The organism is Formosa haliotis, from assembly GCF_001685485.1.
Taxonomy (GTDB): Bacteria; Bacteroidota; Bacteroidia; order Flavobacteriales; family Flavobacteriaceae; genus Formosa; species Formosa haliotis.
Map to the genome: position 1 here is coordinate 2208895 of NZ_BDEL01000001.1, position 23604 is coordinate 2232498.

18 protein-coding genes and 1 tRNA gene are annotated in these 23604 nt (G+C 36.5%); 12 read left to right on the top strand and 7 right to left on the bottom strand.

The features are described 5' to 3' along the window. Window positions 1-163: 163 nt before the first annotated feature. A complete protein-coding gene (locus tag A9D35_RS09035) occupies window positions 164-994 on the top strand; it encodes a hypothetical protein (protein ID WP_141675499.1) in 831 nt (276 codons plus the stop codon). A 10-nt stretch (window positions 995-1004) separates the two neighbouring features. Here A9D35_RS09035 and A9D35_RS09040 read toward each other — a convergent pair whose 3' ends face one another. Further along, complete coding sequence (locus tag A9D35_RS09040; RefSeq protein WP_066221868.1) at window positions 1005-1847, bottom strand: AraC family transcriptional regulator; 843 nt, start codon at window positions 1845-1847, stop codon at window positions 1005-1007. 153 nt (window positions 1848-2000) lie between these two features. Between A9D35_RS09040 and A9D35_RS09045 the strand changes: the two genes are divergently transcribed. The 6 genes from A9D35_RS09045 to A9D35_RS09070 all read left to right on the top strand — a co-directional run bounded on the left by A9D35_RS09045 (window position 2001) and on the right by A9D35_RS09070 (window position 9446). Then, on the top strand, window positions 2001-2927 hold the full coding sequence (locus tag A9D35_RS09045) for a dihydrodipicolinate synthase family protein (protein WP_066221883.1): 927 nt from the start codon (window positions 2001-2003) through the stop codon (window positions 2925-2927). A 154-nt stretch (window positions 2928-3081) separates the two neighbouring features. Further along, entirely contained in the window at window positions 3082-4662 is a 1581-nt protein-coding gene (locus A9D35_RS09050; RefSeq protein WP_066221884.1) for an aldehyde dehydrogenase (NADP(+)), read from the top strand. Window positions 4663-4665: 3 nt separating this feature from the next. Then, window positions 4666-5676: a 4-hydroxyproline epimerase gene (locus A9D35_RS09055; RefSeq protein WP_066221885.1), complete on the top strand. Its 1011-nt coding sequence runs from the start codon at window positions 4666-4668 to the stop codon at window positions 5674-5676. Between the two features lies 1 nt (window position 5677). Continuing rightward, window positions 5678-6925, top strand: a complete 1248-nt coding sequence (locus A9D35_RS09060) for an NAD(P)/FAD-dependent oxidoreductase (RefSeq protein ID WP_066221886.1) — start codon at window positions 5678-5680, stop codon at window positions 6923-6925. Window position 6926: 1 nt separating this feature from the next. Next, complete coding sequence (locus A9D35_RS09065; protein ID WP_066221890.1) at window positions 6927-8222, top strand: aminopeptidase P N-terminal domain-containing protein; 1296 nt, start codon at window positions 6927-6929, stop codon at window positions 8220-8222. 3 nt (window positions 8223-8225) lie between these two features. Beyond that, entirely contained in the window at window positions 8226-9446 is a 1221-nt protein-coding gene (locus A9D35_RS09070) for a M24 family metallopeptidase (RefSeq protein ID WP_066221892.1), read from the top strand. Between the two features lie 64 nt (window positions 9447-9510). Here A9D35_RS09070 and A9D35_RS09075 read toward each other — a convergent pair whose 3' ends face one another. Then, window positions 9511-12540, bottom strand: a complete 3030-nt coding sequence (locus tag A9D35_RS09075) for an aminotransferase class III-fold pyridoxal phosphate-dependent enzyme (protein WP_066221895.1) — start codon at window positions 12538-12540, stop codon at window positions 9511-9513. Between the two features lie 149 nt (window positions 12541-12689). On the opposite strand from A9D35_RS09075, the gene A9D35_RS09080 reads away from it, so the two are divergent. The 3 genes from A9D35_RS09080 (at window position 12690) to A9D35_RS09090 (ending at window position 14376) form a co-directional block, all read left to right on the top strand. Next, the gene (locus A9D35_RS09080) at window positions 12690-13268 is read left to right on the top strand and encodes a PhnA domain-containing protein (protein ID WP_066221898.1); all 579 of its coding nucleotides are present in this window, start codon (window positions 12690-12692) and stop codon (window positions 13266-13268) included. A 489-nt stretch (window positions 13269-13757) separates the two neighbouring features. Beyond that, window positions 13758-14039 (top strand): STAS domain-containing protein, encoded by a 282-nt coding sequence (locus tag A9D35_RS09085; RefSeq protein ID WP_066221901.1) that lies wholly within the window; start codon window positions 13758-13760, stop codon window positions 14037-14039. 49 nt (window positions 14040-14088) lie between these two features. Beyond that, window positions 14089-14376: an STAS domain-containing protein gene (locus A9D35_RS09090; protein ID WP_066221905.1), complete on the top strand. Its 288-nt coding sequence runs from the start codon at window positions 14089-14091 to the stop codon at window positions 14374-14376. A gap of 75 nt (window positions 14377-14451) precedes the next feature. Here A9D35_RS09090 and A9D35_RS09095 read toward each other — a convergent pair whose 3' ends face one another. Beyond that, window positions 14452-15552, bottom strand: a complete 1101-nt coding sequence (locus A9D35_RS09095) for a DUF4407 domain-containing protein (protein ID WP_066221906.1) — start codon at window positions 15550-15552, stop codon at window positions 14452-14454. Between the two features lie 192 nt (window positions 15553-15744). Between A9D35_RS09095 and A9D35_RS09100 the strand changes: the two genes are divergently transcribed. Next, the gene (locus tag A9D35_RS09100; protein WP_066221908.1) at window positions 15745-17112 is read left to right on the top strand and encodes a M28 family peptidase; all 1368 of its coding nucleotides are present in this window, start codon (window positions 15745-15747) and stop codon (window positions 17110-17112) included. A 315-nt stretch (window positions 17113-17427) separates the two neighbouring features. On the opposite strand, the gene A9D35_RS09105 is transcribed toward A9D35_RS09100, so the two are convergent. From A9D35_RS09105 to A9D35_RS09115, 3 genes are all read right to left on the bottom strand, one after another. After that, window positions 17428-19197, bottom strand: coding sequence for a hypothetical protein (locus tag A9D35_RS09105; protein WP_066221911.1), 1770 nt, complete (start codon window positions 19195-19197; stop codon window positions 17428-17430). An 11-nt stretch (window positions 19198-19208) separates the two neighbouring features. Then, the gene (locus A9D35_RS09110; RefSeq protein WP_066221913.1) at window positions 19209-19748 is read right to left on the bottom strand and encodes an RNA polymerase sigma factor; all 540 of its coding nucleotides are present in this window, start codon (window positions 19746-19748) and stop codon (window positions 19209-19211) included. Between the two features lie 439 nt (window positions 19749-20187). After that, window positions 20188-21576: a dipeptidase gene (locus tag A9D35_RS09115; RefSeq protein ID WP_066221916.1), complete on the bottom strand. Its 1389-nt coding sequence runs from the start codon at window positions 21574-21576 to the stop codon at window positions 20188-20190. A gap of 101 nt (window positions 21577-21677) precedes the next feature. On the opposite strand from A9D35_RS09115, the gene A9D35_RS09120 reads away from it, so the two are divergent. Then, window positions 21678-21759: transfer RNA gene (locus A9D35_RS09120), tRNA-Leu, on the top strand. Between the two features lie 459 nt (window positions 21760-22218). Here the strand turns inward: A9D35_RS09120 and tyrS are convergent. Continuing rightward, the gene (gene tyrS / locus A9D35_RS09125; RefSeq protein ID WP_066221919.1) at window positions 22219-23523 is read right to left on the bottom strand and encodes a tyrosine--tRNA ligase; all 1305 of its coding nucleotides are present in this window, start codon (window positions 23521-23523) and stop codon (window positions 22219-22221) included. Window positions 23524-23604: the final 81 nt, after the last annotated feature.

Consider the following 23604-nt stretch of genomic DNA (forward strand, 5'->3'; position numbering starts at 1 on the left):
TGATAAGTATTTGTTAATCAGTAGGCTGATATTTATTTTTTTGGTAATTTGTAGTTTAAATTCCTCCCTATAAGAATTTGAAATTAATAGATATTTTTTAAGCCTTTACGTCATGTAAAGCGGTTTACACGTGTACTGTTATTAATTTTAAATCTTATCAATCATGAAATCATTTCTCAATCTAAGTCGTATTCTTCTCTTTATTTGCATCTGTTCTTTTAGTACCTATGCCCAAAACCTAAGAGTTGGATCGCCCAAATATGTTACTGTCACTTATTATCATTGGGACAAGCATGGTTCAGATTTAGACTTGAACGCTTGGAAAATGGGAGAACAAGAATATTTCGACAAAGTAACTAGCAAAAATGAATTTATCAGATCGTCTACCTATTATTTACATCGCTTTTCCGATGATAGTAGCGAAATTCTTATGGTACAGTCCTTTAATTCTTGGGAAGATATCGACAAATCTGCCAACAGAAATACCGAATTAGAACGCGAAGCCTGGCCCAACGAAAACGAAAGACACGCCTTTATAAAGAAATTAGCGTCTTTTTATCAATTATATCATTCTGACGAAATTTACGCTTCTCTCCCACAAATAAAACCGCTAACAGAATTTGCAACACCAGACAAAGAGTTGTTATTATATGTAAGACGCAGTCACTTTTCGAAAGACGGAAACGGCCCAGACAAAGAATTTCAATCGCTACAAAAACTATATCTTGATAAAGTTTTTAAAAAGAACGATTATATAAAAGGCTATTATGCTAACATTCATGCTTGGGGTTCAGATAAAACAGAATTTATAGAGGCCTTTTACGTGCGATCGTACTCCGATTTAGAGAAGATGTTTGTTAAAAATGAAGAATTACTAGCTAAGGCCTGGGAAAACGAATCGGATAAAAAACGTATGGACCAGCGTTATAGCAGTTACTTTACCGGAGTTCATGGCGACTATATTTATGTAGCCGTACCGGAATTTTCTAAATAAACGACACGAATTATACCTGTTTTTTATAAGCCGATGGAATACAATGTTTCACGGCTTTAAACTGTCGGTTAAAATTTGATATGTTTTTAAACCCCGATTGGTAAGCTATTTCAGAAATCGATAAATCATTTTCCTTTAAAATAAGCTTGCACGCCTGCTCTATACGTAGCTCATTTAAAAACTGAAAATAGGTTTTATTGGTTCGCTTTTTAAAATATTTACAAAAGGCATTTTTGGTCATTACTGCAATTTCAGAAATTGTTTCTAAAGATATCTCTTCACTATAATGGGTCATTGTAAATTCGAAAACATCACGCATGCGTTTACCTTCATTATCCGTATATTTTTTATCATAAATAAACGATGACAAACTCTCGTAAGACACCTTCGATGTTAACTTAAGTAATTCTAACAAAATAATAAACCGCTCTAATTTCGTGGCCTCTTTCAGTTTAAAAAACAAGGCTTTTATATCTGCTGTCTGCGATGTAGGCTTAAACCCCTGCTCTACCCGTTTAAAAAAAGGCGCTAATTCCTGTAATTCAACCAAATCAAAAAAGTGAGTCCCAAAAGCATTTTCAGTAAAAAACAAGGTTAGCATATGCGATGGCCCACTTCCATGTTCATCACTTTTAAAAACATGAGGTAAATTACTACCTATTATCAAAACATCTCCGGTTTTATATTGGTGTATGGTATCACCCACAATTAAAGCCCCTTCGCCAGATACAATTACACTTAACTGTATTTCTTCATGCTGATGTAGTTTATCATAAAACACATCCTCTAAATCCTCTTGAAACACCAACGCATCCTGCTGAGGTTTCGGAATTTTAAATGGTAAAACTTTCATTTCTGCCGTATTAATTGTTCAAAATTACGCAAATAATACGCTATAAAGTCAATAAAATGAAATTACTGGATAACATTATATCAAAAACGGATAATACCTATGTATTTCAAATTGCCGTTCTCCTATAGCTTTGTAAAAACTAAAATCACGATTATGAGTATTCAATGGAAAGGCATTATGCCAGCAGTAACCACAAAATTCACAAAAAACGATGAATTAGATTTTAAAATGTTCGAAACAAACATTAAAGCGCAACTCGATGCTGGGGTACATGGCATCGTACTGGGTGGGACTTTAGGAGAGGCAAGCACTTTAATCGATGAAGAAAAACGAGCTTTAACCACCACTACTGTCGATATCGTAAAAGGGCAAGTCCCTGTATTTATAAATATTGCCGAGCAAAGCACAAAGCAAGCCATTTTAGCCGCACAAAAAGCAGAAATCGATGGTGCCAAAGGCCTCATGATGTTACCTCCTATGCGCTATAAATCTGGCGATGCAGAAACTGTGGCTTATTTTAAAGCTGTGGCCAACAATACGTCCTTACCCATTATGGTTTACAACAATCCGGTAGACTATAAAATTGAAGTCACTCACGATATGTTCGAAGAGATCCTAGTTTGCGACAACATTCAAGCAGTTAAAGAATCTACCCGAGACACCACAAATATAACCCGCATAAAAAACCGTTTTGGCAACCGTTTAAAAATCATGACCGGTGTAGACACCATTGCTTTAGAAAGTTTATTATTAGGCGCCGAGGGCTGGGTCGCTGGACTCGTTTGCGCATTTCCAAAAGAAACTGTCGCCATTTACGAACTTCAAAAAGCTGGCCGCATACAAGAAGCGCTAGACATTTACCGCTGGTTTATGCCGTTGCTAGAGTTAGATATTAGCCCTAAATTAGTACAAAACATTAAGCTGGCAGAAGTTGCAACCGGTATTGGCACAGAACACGTGCGTTTGCCTCGAATCCCTTTACAAGGCACAGAACGCACCCATGTTTTAAACGTTATAGAGCAAGCCTTAAAACACCGACCAACCTTGCCAGATTATAAAAATTTAAGTGTTTTAGTGTAGTATTTGGGTGTTCCCCTGCGGGTCAGGCTTTCGGCACTCGCTTTTTTTAGGTCTACAAAGCCCTAAAAAAGAGCTCAAACAAAGCCTCAATCCTTAACACAAAAAACATTAAGATTAACATCGTCATAGTCGGAACGTAAAAAAAAAACTAAAAATGATTACAGGAAAAAATTATGTTGGTTTCACACCTTCAGCCAAAGGATCAAAAACTTATAAAACCTTCAATCCGCAGTTAAACGCAGAAAATGAAGACGTATTTACAGAAGCTACTTCCGAAGAAATTAATGAAGCCGTGGCTTTAGCTTCCAAAGCTTTTAGAACATATTCTAAAATATCTGGAACAGAGAAAGCCCTGTTCCTAAATACTATCGCCGAAGAGATTTTAGCGCTAGACACACTCATAGAAACCTATTGTAAAGAATCTGGCCTACCTGAAGGTCGCGCACAAGGAGAACGCAATCGAACTATCGGACAGTTACGTGCCTTTGCAGAATTAGTAGCAGAAGGGTCTTGGGTAGAGGCATCTATCGATACCGCTCAACCGGAGCGACAGCCCGTACCAAAACCCGATGTTCGTAAACTGAATATTGGTTTAGGTCCTGTAGTTGTTTTCGGCGCTAGTAATTTTCCTTTAGCCTATTCCACTGCTGGTGGAGATACCGCAGCTGCACTCGCTGCCGGTTGTCCTGTAATTGTAAAGTCTCACCCCATGCATGCCGGCACGGGAGCTTTGGTAGCATCTGCAGTTGTTAAAGCTGCGAAAAAAACGAACATGCCAGACGGCGTATTTTCAAATTTAAATAGTAGCGGAATTGAAGTTGGTCAAACTTTAGTAAAACATCCTGCGGTAAAGGCCGTTGGTTTTACGGGGAGTATTCGTGCAGGTCGTGCGCTTTACAATTTAGCTTCCGAACGTGAAGAACCTATTCCTGTTTTTGCAGAAATGGGCAGTATAAATCCCGTAGTCATGTTACCAAAAGCTCTTGCCGAAACAGGAAGCTCTTGGGCAAAAACGTACGCCAACTCAATAACTTTAGGAACAGGACAATTTTGCACCAATCCTGGTTTACTTTTCGGTGTAAAAGGAGACGATTTAACGCAATTTATAAATGTACTTGCCAAAGAAATTGTAAACATAGAACCGACATGCATGTTACACCCTAATATAAAATCGGCTTACCAAAAAAATAAAGACCGGGCTTTAAATCAAGACCATATTTCTATAGTTGCCAATTACGATAAGGAGGTACAAATTAATTATGCCAAACAAGCTGTAATTACTGTAGAGGGCACTACCTTTTTAGAAAACACGACCTTACACCAGGAGGTATTCGGACCATTCTCTATGGTTGTACAATGCGAAAATTTAGAGCAATTAAAAACCATAATTTATAAATTAGAAGGCCAATTAACAGGAACTATTTTGGCCTCCGATGGCGAACTAGAAGCGCATTTAGATGTGATGAATGCCGTCCAAAATCGAGTAGGCAGATTAATCTTTAACGGCGTACCCACAGGTGTAGAGGTTTGTCCGTCTATGGTGCATGGAGGACCTTATCCGGCCTCTTCAGATAGCCGATTTACAGCAGTAGGCACACAATCTATAAAACGCTGGGTAAGACCCTTTTGTTTTCAAGATTGGCCATTAAAACTATTACCTCTAGAGTTACAAAATGAAAATCCGCTTGGTATACTTCGACTTGTAAACAACAAGCAAACTTCAGCTAAAATTTAGCCTATGGCAAGAAAATCTTTCTTTTGTGTCGATGCCCATACCTGCGGTAACCCCGTACGTGTTGTGGCTGGTGGCGGACCGCTTTTAACGGGAAATTCTATAAGCGAAAAACGTCAGCATTTTCTAAAAGAATACGACTGGATTCGCAGAGGATTAATGTTCGAACCTCGGGGTCATGATATGATGAGTGGTAGTATTTTATTACCGCCTCAAAATCCTGAAAACGATTTGGCTATTCTATTTATAGAAACCTCAGGTTGCTTACCCATGTGCGGTCATGGCACCATTGGCAGTATAACTATCGCTATAGAAGAAGGCTTAATTACACCTAAAATACCTGGCAAAATTTTAATGGAAGCCCCAGCTGGATTGGTAAAAGTAGAATATCAACAAACCGGAAAGAAAGTAGATTGGGTACGCATAACCAATGTAAAAAGTTATTTAGCAGCCGAAGGTTTAACCGTAAATTGCCCTGAATTGGGTGATATTACCTTCGATGTGGCCTATGGCGGAAATTACTATGCGATTATAGATCCGCAAGCACATTTTTCTGGTATTCATAACTTTTCGGCAAGTACCATTATTCAATATTCACAAATTATAAGGCAGCGCATTAACGAGATATACCCTAATCAATTTATTCATCCAGAGCACGAAGCCATTCGCGATGTATCGCATATCCTATGGACAGGCAATCCTATAGACCCAAACTCGTCGGGAAGAAATGCAGTGTTTTATGGCGATAAGGCCATAGATCGTTCGCCCTGCGGCACAGGAACCTCAGCAAGAATGGCTCAATTACATGCTAAAGGAAAATTGAAAATCGGTGAAACCTTTATTCATGAAAGCTTTATTGGGAGTAAATTTATTGGTCGTATTGTGGAAGAAACAAGTTTAAACGGAAAACCTGCTATAATTCCAAGTATTCAAGGTTGGGCCAAAGTTTTTGGATATAACACCATCATTATCGACGATGAAGACGATCCATACGCACACGGATTTCAAGTGATTTAATATGGGAAAAAACATTGTAATTATTGGTGGTGGAATTATCGGACTCTGTTCTGCTTACTACCTTTTAAAAGATGGGCATCAGGTTACGGTTATCGATAAATCAGATATCTCCAAAGGGGCATCATTTGTAAATGCGGGCTATATTACACCAAGTCATATTATTCCGTTAGCGGCTCCGGGAATGATTTCAAAAGGTATTAAATGGATGCTTAACGCTTCTAGTCCGTTTTATGTAAAACCCCGATTAGACAAAGAGTTTTTGCAATGGGGTTGGGCTTTTAACAAATCCGCTTCTGCTTCAAAAGTGGCACGTGCCATTCCTATAATTAAATCAATTAACTGCTTCGGAAGAGATTTATACGAAGATTTAAAAGCGGCAAACCATTTCAATTTTCATTACGAACGGAAAGGGCTTTTAATGTATTACAAAACCGATAAAGCTGGTGAAGAAGAATGGAAAATAGGTCAACGGGCCATGACCGAGGGTTTACATGTAAAACATCTAAGCCAAAACGACGTCATAAAGTACGAACCCCATATAGCATTAAATATAAAAGGTGCCGTATATTATGATAGTGATGCCCATACAACTCCTAGTGCATTTATGCGTGAAATACTGAAGTATTTAAAACAAAATGGCGTTAAATTTTACACTCACGAAACGGTTGAAGATATTACCCTAAACCATGGCGCCATTAAACACATTAAAACCAACAACCGGCAATTACCTTGCGACGAAGTGGTTTTAGCCGCTGGATCTTGGAGTCCGCTATTAACTAAAACATTTGGATTAAAAATTCCTATCCAAGCCGGAAAAGGCTATTGTATAAACGTTAAGCGGCCAACTAAAATTCAAACACCAGCCATTTTGGTAGAAGCGAAAGTTGCTGTAACTCCTATGCAAGGATTTACTAGATTTGCAGGAACTATGGAACTTAGCGGAATTAATCATAACATCAATCCTAAACGTATACAAGCCATTGCCGATGCTGCTGCCTCGTATTATGAAGGTTTAAAAATTACCACCGCAGAACAAGCTCAAGCCGATTGTGGTTTACGCCCCTGTTCTCCAGACGGACTACCTTATATTGGTAAATCTAAGCGCTGTAAAAATTTAACCATTGCCACCGGCCATGCGATGATGGGTTGGAGTTTAGGACCGGCGACAGGGAAACTAGTTTCAGAAGTTATTGCTAACAAAAAAACAACAATAGATCTGGAGGCTTTCCATCCAGATAGAACTTTTTAATATGAGATACAATCAAATATCAAATCAACTATTTATAAAAAACAGAGCACGTTTTACGGCTAAAATGGTATCAAATACTATGGCTATTTTAACCTCGAACGATGTAAAACATAATAATGCAGATGATGTAATGGGCTTTTCCCAAAACAACGATTTGTTTTATTTAAGCGGTATAGACCAGGATGAAACAATCTTGGTTTTATTTCCTGAAGCACAGAAGCCGGAAAACCGAGCCATCCTCTTTATTACTGAAACTAACGAACAAATGAGGATTTGGGACGGCGAAAAATTAACCAAAGCACAAGCCTCAGAAATCTCAGGGGTGTCTCGTGTAGAATGGGTTCACGATTTCGAAAAAATATTACAACTCATGGCATTCGAAGCCGATGGGTTTTACTTAGGTCACAACGAACATATAAAGCGAGTAACCCACAATCAACAAACCCGACAAGACCGCATGATTTTGTGGGTTAAAGAAAAATATCCTTTACACAATTTACACCGTGTGGCAAAAATAACAAGAGATTTACGTCCGGTTAAATCGGCAGAAGAATTGGCTTTAATGCAACAAGCCGCCGATATTAGTGTAGAGAGTTTTAAAATGGCTTTACAAGCGGCTAAACCCAATATAAAAGAGTACGTTATCGAAGCCGAATTAATTTACAATTTAACCCGATCGGGTGCTTTACGCCATGCGTTTAAACCTATCGTGGCTTCCGGAAAAAATGCCTGTGCCTTACACTACAACACCAATGATGACATGTGTAAAGATGGCGAGATGATTCTTATGGATTTTGGGGTATGCTATGCCAATTATAATAGCGATACTACCCGTTGTTTTCCCGTAAACGGAAAGTTTTCAGAACGTCAAAAAGCAGTGTATAATGCTGTTTTAAGATGTTTAAAAGCAGGAAGCAAATTGCTAAAACCTGGTGTAATTCCTTCAGAATACGAAACAAAAATGGCCAAATTAGTAGAAGCTGAATTGATTAATTTAGGATTATTTACTGCTGAAGATGTTGCAAATCAAGATGAAGACAAACCACTTTATAAGAAATATTATATGCATGGCTCGGCGCATTATATTGGTTTAGATGTTCATGATGTTGGTTTATATACTCGTCCGTTAGAAGTTGGTATGGTTTTAACTTGCGAACCTGGAATTTACATTTCGGAAGAAGGTATTGGCTGTCGTTTAGAGAATGATTATATAATTACCGAGGATGGAAATAGAAATATGACAGCTGCGATGCCCATAGAAGTTGAAGATATTGAAGCATTAATGCAGAAAAAATAAAAGATGAAAACAATAGGAATAGGAGGCTCTACCATTGAAGCCGAATTAGCAGCGATAACACCTAAGGCACAGGTGGTACAACCCATACAAAAATCGGAATTCCCTAAACGCATTTCAAAAGCTTTAGAGCTTATGAAAACAGCCGATTTAAAAGCGATGTATTTACATGCTGGCACAAATCTGTATTATTTTACAGGCACAAAATGGCATGCTAGCGAGCGCATGGTAGGCGCATTAATTTTAGCAGACGGAAGTGTTCACTATATAGCTCCTCAATTTGAGGAAGGCACAATTTTAGACTTTATGGGTGTTAAAGGCGTAATTCACGGATGGGAAGAACATGAAAGTCCGTTTGCGTTACTAGTTTCTGTTTTAAAGGAAAACGGTATAACATCTGGAAACATTGGGATTGATGAAGCCACGCCGTTTTTCATTGTCGATGGCATTTTAAAAAGTCAATCGGAATACACTTTAGTGAATGCCAAATCGGTAACTGCCGGTTGTCGAATGATAAAATCGGAAGCAGAAATAGCCATCATGCAAGCGGCTATGGATATTACGATGGAAGTTCATAAAGCAGTTGCTAGAATTTTGAAACCTGGTATTGCAGCTAAAACAGTAGAAGAATTTATAAATGAAGCCCATAAACGCTACGGTATTCCTACTGGTTCTTATTTCTGTATCGTGTTGTTTGGGGTAGATTCTTCATTTCCGCATGGTGTAAAATCTCCTAAAAATTTAGAAGACAACGAAGTCGTATTGGTTGATACCGGTTGTATGCTTCACGATTACATTTCAGACATAACAAGAACCTATGTTTTTGGTGACATTACCGATGAACACCGTAAAATTTGGAATTTAAAACGCGAAGCGCAATTTTCAGCATTTAAAGCTGCACAATTGGGTAACACCTGCGGATCTATAGATGTTGATGTTCGAAATACTTTAGAAGAAAACGGTTTAGGTCCGGACTATAAAGTTCCAGGATTGCCACATAGAACAGGTCATGGTATTGGTTTAGATATTCATGAATGGCCATATTTGGTACGCACAGATACTACCATCTTAGAAGCGGGAATGTGTTTTAGTAACGAACCTATGTTGGTTATTCCTAACAAATTTGGTATCCGTTTAGAAGATCATATTTATATGACTGAGGATGGCCCAAAATGGTTCACAGAACCTGCACATAGCATAGAAGATCCGTTTGGAATCTCAAAATAAAAGTTGATTATAGTAAGTGTATAAAAGGCGTTAGAGGTGTGAAACTAACGCCTTTTTTTATGAATTAATAGTGCTTCATAAAATCTTCGGCAAGGATACGTTCTAAATAAAACAGAAGCTCTTTTGCATGTTCTTTACTAAAAACAAGAGGCGGTTTTATTTTTAAAACATTATGGTCTGGGCCATCAATACTCATTAAAATACTATGATCCTTCATGCGGTTGGCAAGATAATCGGTATGCTTGGCGAGCGGTTTCAGATTAGCATCTACCAGTTCTATGCCTAAAAACAATCCTTGTCCTCTTACATCACCAATTATAGGATATTTAACAGCTAAAGCCTTTAGTTCTGCCTTTAAAAATTCACCTACAGTTAATGCATTTTTTTGAAGTTGTTCTCGTTTTATTATTTGCAAAACCTCCGTCCCAATGGCACAGGACACCGGATTTCCTCCAAATGTGTTAAAATATTCCATACCATTTGCAAAGGTGTCGGCAACTTCTCGAGTACACGCTACGGCCGCCAAAGGATGTCCATTACCAAGTGGTTTTCCTATGGTCACGATATCTGGAATAACATCATGGAGTTGAAATCCCCAAAAGGTTTTTCCCATACGGCCACATCCGGTTTGCACTTCATCAGAAATACAAAGTCCGCCAGCAGCTCTTACTTTTTGATATGCTAATTTTAAAAACCCTTCAGGCAGTTCAATTTGGCCACCACAACTAATAATTGGTTCTATAATAAAAGCTGCAAGACCTCGATTTTTATGTTGAATACGGTCAATTTGTTTATCAATATTTTCGGCATATAATTTACCCGTATCTTTTCCTCTATATGTTCCGCGGAAGGCATCGGGAATTGGGATAATATGTGTGTACTCGGGAGCGCCTTGTCCGCCTTTGCCTTCAAATTTATACGATGAGATATCAATGCACATGTTACTATTTCCGTGATAGCCCATTTCTGACGCTATAATATCGCGTTCGCCCGTAACCGTTTTTGCCATTCGAATGGCTAACTCGTTAGCTTCACTTCCCGAGTTTACAAAATGTAACACACTCAATTCCGGTGGTAAAGTTTCTAATAAGGCTTCCGTTAACTTATTGATGTTCGGATGCAAATAGCGCGTGTTGGTATTAATTAAAGCCATTTGGTATTGTCCTGCTTTTACCACTTCAAAATGTTCATGCCCCACATGCGCTACATTGTTTACGGTATCTAAATATTTGGCACCATTTTCATCCATTAAATAGACGCCGGCCCCTCTAACCATTTTTATAGGCGTGTTGTATTGTAAACTTAAACCTTTGCCTAAATGCTGTTTTCTATAAGCTATTAAGTCAGCATTTGATGGTTGACGGACTTCTAAATTTTTATCTAATTTGAAAAATGCATTTGGATTTGGGCAAATACTTTTCCAAACTGAAAGTTCTTTATAATAGGTAACCCCTCTAAAATCGGCAGTATAATTGAGCATGGAAAGCATGACTTGAAAATGTAAATGCGGCGCCCAATTCCCGTTTTCTTTCGAAGTTCCTAAACATCCGATGCATTCCCCTTGTTTTATAATATCGCCAACCTTTTTGGACAAGGCGCTCTCTATAGACAAATGTCCATACAACGTATAAAAATGGTTGTTCTCGAATTGATGTTTTAAAATAATGAGTCCGCCATAGTTTTTATCACCTTCGGCATTTACTGCAACGATAACTTCGCCATCGCATAATGCGTGAATTGGCATTTGTGCAGGGAGCCAATAATCGACTCCCAAATGAATCGTTCTACTCGTTCTGCCACTGTTACCAATAGTATCGTAATCGGTAGAGGTATACAACGGGCGAGGTTCTAAATAGCCGCCAGCGATAATCTTGGAAGGCTGCTGCTTTTGTAATGTATTAAGTTTAAACTGAAATACATCGAGATCGTTAAATTCCTCTTGATGCCCAATCCAAGCACTCGACACACTTAAATCTAAAGGTGCGATATCTTGTTTTTTAATCGTTGGAAAAAGTTGTGTAAGACTAAAATTCTGATGTTCTATCCATTTATAAAATGCCTTTTCGTTTGGATGAGCATTAAAACCACAGGCCGCTCTAAAGCTATACTGTGCAAATTCTGGCGAAATCGCTCTCCATTTTTTTAGTAATTCCCAAGCTGGTTTTTCGCTAATTAAAAGATAGGTGTTTTCGGGCTCCTCAATTTTATTTATAGCCGATTTAGTAACCGAAATTACCAATCGCATAGCAATAGCATGATATAAGTGCTCGAGTTCAAGCTCTTGAAGAGGATAACTTTTATGATACCCTTTTACTAAGGGTAAGGCAGCTTCTAACGGATTTTGATGATGCATAATCGCATATGCACAAGCTATGGCCACATCATTTATAATTTGGGTATACACAGCATCGCCATAATCTATAACGGCAATCACTTTGGGCTGAATTAATGCTGAACTTACAATGACATTATTATCATTCGCATCATTATGAACAATACTTTTTCTTAGCGTATTGTAAACTTCAAAAGTAGCTTCGAAGCCTGAAATAAAATGTTTAAGAATTTGTTTCTCTTCCGAAGAAAATAAATGCAACTGCTGTTTTGTCCATAAACTTTGAGCCACATCCCAATCAAATACCTTATGCGCTTCTGGGTGATTAAAACCATTTAAAGCCGAGGTTACCCGTCCGCATTGTTCGCCGAGGCTAAAACGCAAATCGTCTAATTGCGGATTTACACGACTCCATAACCTACCAGAAATCCAAGTAAGCACACGTACAAAACGAACCTGATTGGAAGCATCTGTAAATGATGAAATAAGATTCCCCTTGTTATCCGGAACCGCTTTTGGAGTGCAAATCTCCATGGTACTATGTTCAAGATGTTGCAATAATTCCTGCTGAAATTCAAGTTGTTTTTTACTTTCACCTGGACGAGAAACTTTTAAGATATAAGACAGTCCCTCGGCTGTTTTTATCTTAAAATTATAATCAACTTCTCCAGGAAGCGGGGTTACAAACCCTGAAATTCCATATAAATCTGAAGCTATATTTTTCGCGTGGTCTACAGTTAATGCAAGAGTATTCTGTTCCATGAAAATAGAAGTATTTAATCATTTAAAAGTACTATTTTAATATGAAATAGGGAGACCACAACCCGAGAATAAGCCGTTAATTTTATGAGATAATTTAGATTAAAACCCTTGTTAAAATCGTACTTTTGCAGCATAAAAATTTTTAGAAAATGAGTGTATTACAAACCTTAGAAAGCAGAAGTAACAAAAGTTGTGAACTTTGCGGATCTTCAGATCAATTAAAACAATATGTTATTCCACCATCCTTAAACGAAAATGTAGATAATAGCGTATTGGTATGTAATACCTGCTTACAACAAATTGAAGGCAACGATGAAATGGATGTTAACCACTGGCGTTGTTTAAACGATAGTATGTGGAACGAAAATGTGGCGGTGCAAATTATGTCTTGGCGTATGCTGCAACGCTTACGTGGTGAAGGTTGGCCTAAAGATTTGTTAGATATGATGTATTTAGACGATGATGCTTTGGCTTTAGCTCGCGCTACTGGCGAAGATCAGGACGAGAGTTCTAAAATTATTCATAGAGATTCTAATGGTGTTATTCTAGAAACTGGCGACAATGTAGTGTTGGTAAAAGATTTAAAAGTGAAGGGGTCTAGTATGGTTGCCAAACAAGGAACCGCTGTTAGAAACATCCGTTTAGATCATGAAAATGCCGAATATATAGAAGGAAAGGTTGACGGGCAACAAATTGTAATCATCACAAAATACGTGAAGAAATTATAAACGTTCATTAGTTAATTTAAGAATGAAGTTCTCGAACTAAGAACAAAATATTTTATAAAGAGGCTGTCCAAAACGTTGAAACCTCCTTAAACTGAACTCCTGTCGTCTGCCAGACACTGTGATTCAGAGTCTGAAATAAATTCAGAATGAGGATTTCATAGGTTTCGGACAGTTTTTTTATCTGTTCTAAAATTATAAAGCAGACTGACAAGATCTTTTCTACCCATAAACTTCCCTATAAACCTATTCTCTAAACCTAGTATCTGGGGATTTCTCATAGCCAAAAATCCGGGTATTCTACCTTTAAAACCTCATATTATAACGTTTATTACACACCTACATTGCAGCACCTTATCACACTATATGTCAATCAACTAAGGTTCGTTTCCGTTTGACGATTATATTTAATTTTTTGAAAAATAAAGTGCATCTTTAAGTAGATATGATTATTAGCGCTGTAGAGTATAAATCTTTTAAAATTAGATAAATATGGCACTAGAAATTTTACAAAACAATGAAGCTTTTGTTATTGATGGCGATTTAAATCACACAAATGTTTCAAAGTTTCATGCATCTTTCGAGAATGCATTTACAGACACCAACCAATTGGTGATTAATATTGACAAACTAAAAAGTGCAGATGTTGCAGGTGTTTCGGCTTTCGAGTCCTTATACCAACAAGCTGTAAAGCACAAAAAGCGATTGGTCCTTGTAGGATATGGTAGTCGCGATTTGTACAACCATTTTGAAACTACTTTTACCCGCAATTAGGGTAAAAGATGCCTTATTTAAACAAATTTAACCTTAAAACCCAACGCTTATGGAACTAACAATTACGCATTACAACAACTATTTTAAAATTAAAGGAATTCTAACAAAACATAACTTAGATGTTTTTTACAATTACTTTCAAGATGTTTTTGATGACCGAGATCGGATTACCATAAATTTATCCGGTTTAGATGTTGTCGATCAATTTGGAGTTCAAGCTTTAGAACAATTACAAAAAGAAGCAAAACGATTAGCTATTCCGTTATCTATTATCGGTTCTGGTCAAACTGCAATCTACGATCATTTTAAAACTGAAGCTCTTACCTCATCCTCGTAAAAATTTAATCTGTTTTTTTTATATCCCTAATCGCCCTTAGTCATCACGCTAAGGGCGATTTTATTTAGGTCATTTTCACAAAAACGTCTTTTGTTTTTGGTGAAATGCATCGGCCTGAAGTTGCATTAATTCGCGAGCCTTTTTCTTTTTGTATTGATAAAGTTCATCCTCTTCTGCAATATCTGTATACACCTTATTGTTAAGTGTAGCATCTGTAGTAATTATTAATTTACGCTCACTTACTTTTTGATGAACCCAAGATTTTATAGCCGTGTCTTCATCTTCCAATTTATAATCGTATTCGCCTTTTGGAGTTATTAGTTTAGACAAAATAGGGGCAGTCTCTATAGCCAAAAACAGCAGGAAAATAAAAAATGAAGGCAACCAAGGCAAGGTCCCTAAAGCCGTTACTCGAGCCATAAGACCACCAAAATTATCTATTATAGGCTGAGAGCTGTTAACTTGAGTCTGATAATCTGATTTTAATTGAGAAATCTCATTTTCTAAAGTTTTAATTTTAATTGCATTTTCGGTTTTTAACGTTTGTAACTCTCCTAACGCAGCATCATGTTTGTCTCGTTTTTCTTTGTAAACAGGACCTTTTCCTAGTTTTTTAGTCCCCGATGTTCCCTCGGCTTCAGAAATATAAATAGCATAAAGCGCATCAACTTCTGCTGTTTTAGTGTCTATTTCAGTTTTTAGGCTTTCTATTTCATGTTCTTTAGCTTCAATATTTGGATGAAATTGATTGGCTATCTGATTTTGGTTTGCTAAGGTTAAATCGTTTTTCTGCTCTAATAACACCTGATTGATTTCCTTTTCAAAAATCTTTAATTCTAAGGGTTTAGAAATCACTACAGCTATAATAACTGCTAAAAATAATCTGGGAATGACTTGAAGAAATTCATCTAGAAAAGCATTCCGTTTTTTTAAAGTCGATACAATAAAGCGATCTAAATTAAAAATAAGCAAACCCCAAATTACTCCAAAAACAAGGGCAAGCATAACACTATCGAAAACCATGTGAAGTGCAAAACCTGAAGCTATACTAGCCATAAGGGCGGTAAAAAAAACGGTAGCACCAATACCTGCATATTTATTTTGTTCGCCATTAGAGCAGGTTTTTAAAATGGTTTGATCTGCTCCAGAACACAGAATGAAGAATTGTTTTAACATAACGATTGATTTGATTGATGATTACTATAAGAACGCAGTTTCGGGTTAAATGTTACACTTTATTTTATAAATAATTATAAATAAGCGCATTAAAAATAACTCAATATTTCTTTTTGTGGTCTTTTAGTAAGAATCTCGACATTTACTTTTTTAAATCTGTTATATTTGATTTTGTAAAACCATCCTAATGTCATGAATAAGTTTAGCCTAAGTATATTTTGTAGTCTCTTTAGCCTTATTTTTTGCTACAGTCAAACGGTTTCCGACATTATAAACGCCGTAAATTTAGACTCCCTATCGTTAACCGTAAAAGAATTTTCTGGAGAACAACCTACTATTGTAAACGGAAATACTGTTACTATTTTAAATAGAAAACAAGCCAATAATAATTTAGCGGCCGAGTATTTGTTTGAGAAATTGGACCGATTAGATAATCTATCTGTTGCCTATCAAATCATGAATGATGATGACCAACGCCGGAATGTTATAGCCACCCAATTAGGCACCACACACCCTGAAAATGTATATATAATTTGCGCACACTACGATAGTGTTACCGATTATTGCGCCGACGACAATGCCAGTGGTGTAGCTGCAGTTATAGAAGTTGCTAGGGTATTATCGGGGCAATGTTTAGAAAACACCATAATTTATGCCTTATGGGATGAAGAGGAAATTGGTTTAATTGGCTCTAAATATTATGCCGAATTAGAGAAAACCAATGGCGAGCCTATTTTAGGCGTTTATAATTTAGATATGATTGGTTACGATGGCGATAACGACCAAAGTTTCGATATTGATGTTAAAAAAGATGATGCAGGATCTCAAGGCATGAGCGATGACATTGTTGCTGTTTTAAATTCCTATCCATTTAAACTGAATGCCAATATAATAATTCCGGGCACAGAATACAGCGATCATTCTAGTTTTTGGAATCGTGGTTATCCAGCTGTATTAATTGGTGAAGCTTGGTCTGAAAATGATGAAAATCCAGAATACCACAGCAGTAACGACCGATTTGAATTGTTTAACACCCAGTTTTTTCATGAGATTTCTAAATTATCGGCAGGTTTTATGGCTACAAAAGCGGTGCTAACTGGAGTCGATAATTCTGTATCTGTAAGTGCTAAAAGCCTAAAAGCAAATCAAGATTCGGCGGTTTACCAATGGTATAATTGTACTACCGGATTACCTATATCGGGCGAAACGGCTCAAGTATTTGAACCTACTGAAAACGGAGACTATCAAGTAGAAATTACTTCTGGAGATTGTTCGGAATTTAGTGCTTGTTACACTTTTGAAACTTTAGGATTACCCACATTTACTGATGCCGAAATTACGCTATATCCTAATCCTGTAAAAACCAATTTACAGCTTGAAATTCTGCAACACGGCACCGTAGATTTAGATTTGTTTGATAGTTTAGGAAAATTAGTGTTACACACGACAACTTCGGGAAGGGACATTACTTTAAGTCTATCAAATTTACCTAGCGGGGTATATTATCTAACTATAGAAAATTCTAAAAAACGTGGTAGTTATAAAATTATTAAAGACTAGAAATCTTGAATTAAAAACAAAAATGATTGATATTCTATAGGTTTGCGTTAGCGATTGTAGTGGCATCCTTTTTATGAGATTATAGTACGGCGTATAAGCTGAAGCGAATCTTTATTTGGCAATACGAGTCTAAAGAAAGAGAATATGTAATAAAAAGATATAACGAAAAGCGCGACCTTTAGGGAACGCTCAAATAATATTACAATTATTCCATTTGAAATTGTACCAATCGACTTTTATAGTTCTTGTTTGATTTTAGATTATGTACAGATACTCCAATCTATATCAAATCAAGTGGAATCGACATGGTGGAATTTAAAAATTAAGATTTAGTTTCTCGATTTCCGATTTTAGCTCTTGTACGTTTATTTCTCTAAAATCGAATTCTATTTTAGGGTTTTCTTCCGTTTTTGTTTCTAAACTTCCTAAATACCATTTGTCTTGATCTTTTTTAATAGCTATGAGCACTACATTTTCATCTTTCGGAACACCTTTAAAATGGAAGGTATCTCCAAGTCGGCTACTTGGTATTACGGACTTAATAGATTTAAAAACCATAGTCACTCTAATGTCGTCGCCAGCATTTTTAATTTTAAATTTAAAAGGTATGTTGGCTCTACGAATAAACCGATCGCAATTAATCCAGCCTAATTTCGAAGTTCTTAGAATATAAGCATTTAGTTCGTAGGCCTTAACGCTTGCGGAGTTCTCGATTAATTTATCTTCAAACTTTTTATTTACAATGGAATCTCGTCTTAGAGTTTCTTTTCGAGGCGTGCTTCCTGTAAGAGCAGATAGTTGATTGCTTTCGGCCTGAAAAACAATGGGCAAAGAGTAGGGGACGATTACCGTTTTTCCTCTTTGTTTCCCGGGTGTCATTTTAGGCAATAAGGCTATAACTCTGTTCGCTTCAATTTCTAATTCCGGTTCAGATGCTCTAGACGTGATAGATACAGGTCTGCCTTCTTGATTAATTTTAAAAATTGTATTAATTCTTTGTCTTCCTGTTAATCCCAAGTTCATGGCGATTTCAGTGTTAAAGTTTGCCATTACAAATTTACTAATGGCGACACTAGTGCATTTTTTGCTCGCCGAAGGTTCAAGATGTTCGCAACCAGGATATGCTGGAGGAATTTCAACAATCGAAAAGGGAACTTCTACTTGCTCTTCTTGAACGGCCACCTTTTCATTTTCCGCTTCTTCTGCAGACTCATCTTGAAGTTTCCAGTTGATCTGTTCATGGTCCCATGTACCAGTAAAAAGTTGCATTCCTTCCTTTTTACTAGTGGTAGGAAACAAAATTTCAATAGTGGTATTTGGAGCCAAGTGTAAAGGCTCGTTGTTCTGGTACGCTTTAATGTTTAGCATACCTCCCGTTTCTAAAAGTGTTCCGTTAGATTGGGTAGATAAATTGGCTAATATCATGTCTGAAAGAGTGTAGTATTCTGTGACTTCTAAATCGATATTACCCGTAATAATGTTCTTGTTTTTATCTAAAAAAGAGCTTTTTTTCATTATTAGTTTAGTGCCTTCTTTACAAACAAGAGTGGTGTCTTTCTCTGAATTACAGGTAAATGTTTGAAAAGGTTTCTTCGGAATTTTAATATCTTCCTCTTCAATTTTTGTAGTAACTTCTGATTTTACAGCAGCTGTATTTGTTTGTTTTTGTGTTTCTTTTATAACTTCTTTTTCCACAACTGTATCTGTGGTTGGTTTAAAAGATGTTAGCGTATCTTTTGAAACGGGCCGAGTAACGACTTCTATAGCGTTGTTGTCTTTTTTTATAATTTCTGAATTGTTGTCATCAGTAAAAACAAATACAGAAGCAATAATTAACAATGCTAGAGTAGTAAAACCTAAATATTTTAACCATTTGTGTCTGGTGTATATTTTTTTGCCCGAAATAATTTCAGCTTTTAATTGTTGCCTTTTTATACCTTCTAAAATAGCGATGTGTTCTTCAAACAAACTTCTGAATTCGAAATCTATTTTTAATCGTTCTTCAAAATAGGTTGTTTCACTTTTAGAAAGTGACTTATTTAAATACCTGTTGATTAACTCTATGTCTTTTATATGATTTTCCATGATGTCTCGAATTAAGATTGAGGAGATTGACTAGTTCTGTAGATGTCTTTGGCTTTGGTTAAGCACTTATACTTCTGGTTTTTTGCAATTTTTTCTGATTTAAATTGCATAACATGAGCAATCTCTTTAAAAGACATGGCTTTGTTGTAAAACAGTTGTAAAAGTTGTTGACATCGTTCCCCTAATTCGAGGAATGCACGCTCGGCGCATTGGTATTTTTGTTCTTCTAAAACACTATGAGCAAGTTCTAGTTCGGCTGTATTAAAATTTTGTAAAGTGTTTTTAGTTAATTTTTTCTGGGTGTCTTTCCAAATAAAACGAGAGACAGAGTATAAATAGGTATAAAAAGAAGATGTAAGTTTAAAATCTGACTTTTCGAGATTTCGGTTTAAGATAATGAGTGCTTCTTGAAACACATCGGAAGCGTCTTGTTTCTGACCGCCTTTAGATAGAATTAAAGCCTCTATTTTTGGGTATAACCCATATAACTTGCTAAAGGCTTTTTCTCGCTGACCGGTTTTAAAAAGTTCTAATATGTGCTTGTCGTTCATAAAACTAATTTATTACTTAATGGTCTAAACGCTAAAAGGTCTCCCGTAAAAGTTGAAGTAATTTACAAAAACAAACACGATTATTGAATTTGATCTATATTTTAAAGGCTTAACGGATTTGCGTTAGCGATTGTAGTGGCATCCTTTTTATGAGATTATAGTACTGCGTATAAACTGAAGCCGAATCTTTATTTGGCTATAAGAGTCTAAAGAAAGAGAATATGTAATAAAAAGATATAACGAAAAGCGCGACCTTTAGGGAACGCCCAAAATGAAAAACATAAAAAAGAGGCTGTCGTAAAAGTGTTAAAACCCGTCATTCTGAATTCATTTCAGAATCTCATTATATTGATAACCAAACATGTGAGAACCTGAATCAAGTTCGGGTTGACGAAAAATCAACTTTTTAGACAGCCTCTTATTGTATAAGAACTTTCTACTACTTAGATAATTCTGTAAAATATTTAAAGAATTGTGGAATAGTCTCGATACCTTTTAGGTAATTCCAAATTCCGAAATGTTCGTTTGGCGAGTGGATTGCATCACTATCTAAACCAAAGCCCATTAAAATGGTTTTACTTTGTAATTCTTGCTCGAAAAGCGACACTATTGGAATACTACCACCGCTACGTTGTGGGACTGGTTTTTTACCAAAAGTTTCGGTATAGGCTTTAGAGGCCGCCTGATACCCAATACTATCGATTGGCGTTACATAACCTTGTCCGCCATGATGTGGTTTTACTTTTACGGTAACTGCTTCTGGAGCGATACTTTCGAAATGCTTTTGGAATAATTCTGTAATTTCTTTCCAATCTTGATTTGGCACTAAGCGCATCGATATTTTGGCAAATGCCTTACTCGCAATAACTGTTTTTGCACCTTCGCCAATGTACCCGCCCCAAATTCCGTTTACATCTAAAGTTGGACGTATAGAGTTACGCTCGTTTGTGGTGTATCCCGCTTCTCCATAAACCGCATCTATATCTAAAGATTTTTTATAATCTTCTAAATTAAATGGTGCTTTTGCCATTTCGGCACGTTCGGCTTGAGAAAGTTCTTCGACTTTATCGTAAAAGCCCGGAATGGTAATATGGTTATTTTCGTCGTGAAGTGAGGCAATCATTTTTGTTAAAACATTAATAGGATTGGCCACTGCACCCCCGTAAAGTCCAGAGTGCAAATCGCGATTTGGGCCAGTAACCTCAACCTCTACATAACTCAATCCGCGTAATCCTGTAGTAATTGAAGGCACATCTTTAGCAATCATTCCAGTGTCTGAAATAAGAATTACATCATTTTTTAATTTCTCGTGATTATTTTTTACAAAAGATGAAAGGTTTACACTACCTACTTCCTCTTCGCCCTCTATCATGAATTTTACATTACATGGTAGTTGGTTTGTGCGTGTCATAAACTCTAAAGCTTTTACATGCATGTACATTTGCCCTTTATCGTCGCACGCACCACGAGCAAAAATAGCTCCGTCTGGATGTTTTTCGGTGTTTTTTATAACCGGTTCGAAGGGTGGAGAGGTCCAAAGTTCGATAGGATCTGCGGGTTGCACATCGTAATGTCCATAAACGAGGACTGTTGGAAGTGATTTATCGATTATTTTTTCGCCATAAACAATTGGGTGACCTTCGGTTTTACAAATTTCAACATGCTCGCATCCGGCCTCTTCTAATCTTGTTTTTACAACTTCGGCTGTTTTTAAAACATCGTTTTTGTAGGCAGAGTCGGCACTTACAGAAGGTATCTTTAAAAGCTCTATAAGCTCGTTTAGGAATCGTTCTTTATTTTCTTGAATATATTGTGTTGTATTTTTCATGAGAAATATAGTGTTTGACACAAAAATACAAAACAACATGAATTTTTTCTTAAAAGTTGATTTGATTATTAAAACTAATTTTTATATTTGCACACCCTATTGCGGGCGTGGTGGAATTGGTAGACACGCTAGACTTAGGATCTAGTGCCGCAAGGTGTGGGAGTTCGAGTCTCCCCGCCCGCACAACATGCAAAAGCCGACTTTTTTAAGTCGGCTTTTTTATTTGGGGTAACACATAGTTTTCTTTTCGTTTTCTCGCAGTTATAGATACTACTTATCTTCTAGCCTATGCCCTTACACGATTAAAAAGTTAGGATAGAATTTATTTGTTGTAAGAAATACTACGGGACTAATTTTAGAGCGTATTGCAACGCTATTGTTAACAGCACACATTAATAGGTCATAAATTTGAACTGAAAAACAACTCTAAACTTCAATGATTTTGAAGATTTTTACCTCAGTAGTTTCCTTTAATCTAAAGCTAATAACTTTAACATTATTTTCACTAAACCTACTGAAAGTAAACAGATTAAATACCGACCAATAATAGACTTCCGATCTTTAGAGATAGAGAAAGGTTAGTTTTTAATGGTTAGTTGGTTTTTTTGAAGCCGGATTAGTTTCTAATCCGGCTTCATTATTTTAAACCACCTTTACAATATAGGTGTTGCGTTTTCCTTTATTTATAATAATATAACGCTCGTTAATTAAATCGTCGGCGCTAATTTTATAATCTTCTTTTACTTTTTCTTTATTTACAGCAACTGCATTCTCTTTTAATGCGCGTCTAGCCTCACTGTTAGATGCTAAAAAGTTTGTTTTAGCTGCAAGTACAGCAATCATATCTATATCTTCCAAATCGGCCTTAGAAATTTCTGCCATTGGCACGCCTTCAAAAACATCTAAAAACGTTTTCTCGTCAAGTGTTTTAATATCATTTTTAAAAGATTTAGAAAACAAAATATTTGACGCTTTCTCAGCATTTTCAAATTCTTCTTTAGAATGTACAAAAGTTGTTAACTCTTCTGCCAATTTCTTTTGCAACAATCTTAAATGAGGCGTTTCTTTATGTTCTACTATCAAGGCCTCAATTGTTGCTTTATCTAAAAATGTAAATATTTTAATATACTTCTCTGCATCTTCATCGGTAGAGTTTAACCAAAATTGATAGAATTTATATACCGAAGTTTTGTCTGCATCTAACCACACATTTCCACCTTCACTTTTACCAAATTTAGAGCCATCGGCTTTTGTAATTAACGGACAAGTTAAGGCATAAGCTTTTGCTTCAACCCCCGGATTCATACGTCTTACAAGCTCGGTTCCTGTAGTAATATTTCCCCATTGGTCGCTCCCTCCCATTTGCAGTAAACAGTTGTATGTTTTATGTAAATGATAGAAATCGTAACCCTGAATTAATTGGTATGTAAATTCTGTAAACGACATGCCGACACTACCTTCTTCTCCAGAAAAACGTTTCTTTACAGAGTCTTTAGCCATCATATAATTTACAGTAATACGCTTACCCACATCTCGAGCGAAATCGATAAATGAAAAATCTTTCATCCAATCGTAATTATTCACTAAAACAGGGGCGTTCTTAGCTGTGGAATCGAAATTTAAAAAACGAGATAACACTCTTTTTATTCCAGCTACATTTTTTGCCAATGCCGCTTCGTCTAACAAGTTACGCTCATCGCTTTTCCCTGAAGGATCTCCAATCATTCCTGTTGCACCACCAACTAAAGCCATTGGTTTATGTCCGGCCTTCTCTAAATGCACCAAGATAATTATAGGCACTAAACTTCCAATATGTAAAGAGTCTGAAGTGGGATCGAAGCCAATATAAGCCGTCGTCATTTCTTTCTTTAATTGTTCTTCTGTTCCAGGCATGATATCATGAACTAGACCTCTCCAGGTTAATTCTTCTACAAAATTTTCAGTCATTTTATATATTTTTAGTAATCTGCCACAAAGATAAAAATCAAAGTAGAATTACTTAGCCTTATTAAATAATTCTTTACCTTC